This is a genomic window from Eubacterium sp. Marseille-QA0814 (genome assembly GCF_965119675.1).
Classification (GTDB): Bacteria; Bacillota; Clostridia; order Lachnospirales; family Lachnospiraceae; genus Eubacterium_G.
In genome coordinates, this window is record NZ_CBCPMG010000009.1 from 1 (window position 1) to 2,372 (window position 2,372).

The window sequence follows — 2,372 nt, forward strand, 5'->3', positions numbered from 1 at the left end:
TTTTACCGCCAATGCCGGCCCCGCTGATTTCTTCGGTAATGTTTGAAATTTCGGGTAATGTAACTTCGGAGATTCCGATATATTCCGTTGCATCTTCGTACACCGCAAACCCGATTACTGTTTCGTCAATCTTTGGCATCCTGTTTTACCTCCTACGCAAAAATATTTTCGAGATAACTTACGTCATACTCTAACACAAAATCAAGTTCCTTTGCAGGACTTGGCGGTGTAAGGTAGATATGGAATTTTGCCTTGCCTGCCAATAAGTCCGCTGTGGTGTTTTCTTCCTCCAAGAACTCAACACGACCGCCTAAAATCTTCTCTTCCGCCATTAAGCCGTTGAGCCAAATGTTAATACTCTGTGTAACGGATTCGATAAGGCGTTTATTTAACTTCTTATCAACCTTGCTCCACATTGAGAGGATAACGGAATTTGCTACCCAGCTAAACATACGGCTTACGCAATAGAAATAATCCGTAACATCTGTATTTGCCGGGTAGCAAGCTGTTTCATTGCCCCAAGATACAAAACTGCCTGTAAGGTTTAATGCCGTGATAATTCCGTTTGAATTAAGGTAATTCGCTTTTACGAGGTCTAAAAGTACCTCTGTGCCGTCTGCAAGTGCCATTCCGTCAATCTGAATAGTCTTATTACTTGCGGATTCGCACGGCGAACCTCCGCCCAAATCCTCTGTTGCATCTGTCTTTGACATAACGCCCGCCTGATGTACTGATGAATGGTAAATTTTACCGCCAAGTGTATACTTGGGCCATGTAACAAGCTGTGACGGCTGTGTGATATTGTTATTATTCTTCCATGCCGGAACATCTGAATATGCCTTTACTGTATTTGTATCCGCATCAATGATTGCTTTTCCTGTAAATAATCCGTTGATGTTCTCCGCCTTTGCTGCCATAATTGCAGCTACCTCCGAATCTGTAGAAAAATTCGGTGCAAGGAAGAGTGTAGGGATAACGCCGTACTTAGGATATACGGAATCTACCAACTCAAAACCACTTGATTTATTGGTATTTGTGTCATATCCTCCGATAATTTCCTTTTTTGTGACCTTACTAGGGTCAACAGAATTAAATTTAATATTAAGTCTTGCGTTGTCTGCTTTGATTTTTCCGCTTTCGATACGCTCCAACCTTAATACTCCGTCTGTATAAAAAAGGTCGTAATCTTCGCCCCTTGTGTATGTTTCTGTAAGTGAATCCTCGCCGTCATATCCTTTTACCTCTACCGTATCGCTTACTGCTTCATACGGTAACTCTGTAATTCCTCCGGCTAATGTCTTTTCTACTGTTTCTGCTCCTTTAAGGTGCTTTGCAGGGTCAAGGACATTAACCATAATAATAGGTCCATTAGAATACAGCTTGAATGATGAATAGATTTCCTCGCAAATATCGTATTTATCCCATTCGTCACTATATCCCATTGCTGCCACCGCTTCCGCATAATTGGAAGCGTATACAGGCTCGTTTACTTTTCCGCCTACTGTATGTACCGGGGCAGTACCTACAATGAGGTGTATACTGCTGTCCGCAACAACAGGTGTTGAAACGCTTGTAGCCTGTTTACTTGCTTTCGCTCCGTGATAGTAATTACTCATTTACCTTAATCCTCCTTTGGCTTTCTCATAAGACTTAAAACATCATTGTAATATTTATTCAATAATGTTCCTGCCGTCTTTACTTTTGGTTTGCATACCGCAAGGCTCTCCGTTGCCACAATAAGCAATCTTACCTGTGGTAACTTCTCAATGGTCGGTTCTAAATACTTTTCAACTGTTTCCCTGTTTCCTGTAAAAATCGTATTTTCTACCAACCCGGTGTTTGTTGTCGGTCCGATATAAATAAATCTTTCCTCTGTGGCGTTCGTATTTGCCGTTTCCTGCGGTTTTTCTGTTTCTGCCGTAGAATTTACCGCCTGTTCTGTTTCTTCCGCCTTTGTGGCTGTTTTGCTCGCTCTCGGCATACTTTCCAACCTCCTTTACTCTAAATAACGTCTTACATCCCTGTGAATCTGTGGTAACTCCCAAATTGTCATAAGTTCTCCGACTTGGTACAATTCCATATTTTCATCATAGATAATTGTTTCTATCGGCTTCTGACAGGAATAATGTTCATCTATTACCACATCCTCTAACAGGCTTGTTTCTATCTTTGTGACAAGGTTAAGGCATTGCATATAATTCTCGTTTTTATCCTCCGAAAATGTAACGCAAATAATACGCACCCTGCATACATTCTCTTCATCATCTACCTTTTTGGTAAGCAATTTAAGAAGTATGTAGGGTGCTGCTTTCTTTTCCTGTTCCTTGTTTGGCAAGTTCCCGATAAAAACTAACGGCGGTCGCTCTCCGGGG

At 41.5% G+C, this 2,372-nt stretch carries 4 protein-coding genes; all 4 read right to left on the bottom strand.

Going from position 1 to position 2,372, the window contains the following annotated elements; all coding sequences use genetic code 11:
* Window positions 1-139: phage major tail tube protein (locus ACQY63_RS12295; RefSeq protein WP_428245320.1), on the bottom strand; the 139-nt coding region annotated here is incomplete at its 3' end.
* Window positions 140-152: 13 nt separating this feature from the next.
* Window positions 153-1,616, bottom strand: a complete 1,464-nt coding sequence (locus ACQY63_RS12300; RefSeq protein ID WP_227080381.1) for a phage tail sheath family protein — start codon at window positions 1,614-1,616, stop codon at window positions 153-155.
* Between the two features lie 5 nt (window positions 1,617-1,621).
* A complete protein-coding gene (locus ACQY63_RS12305; protein ID WP_087758577.1) occupies window positions 1,622-1,981 on the bottom strand; it encodes a hypothetical protein in 360 nt (119 codons plus the stop codon).
* A gap of 15 nt (window positions 1,982-1,996) precedes the next feature.
* Window positions 1,997-2,372: hypothetical protein (locus ACQY63_RS12310; RefSeq protein WP_428245319.1), on the bottom strand; the 376-nt coding region annotated here is incomplete at its 5' end.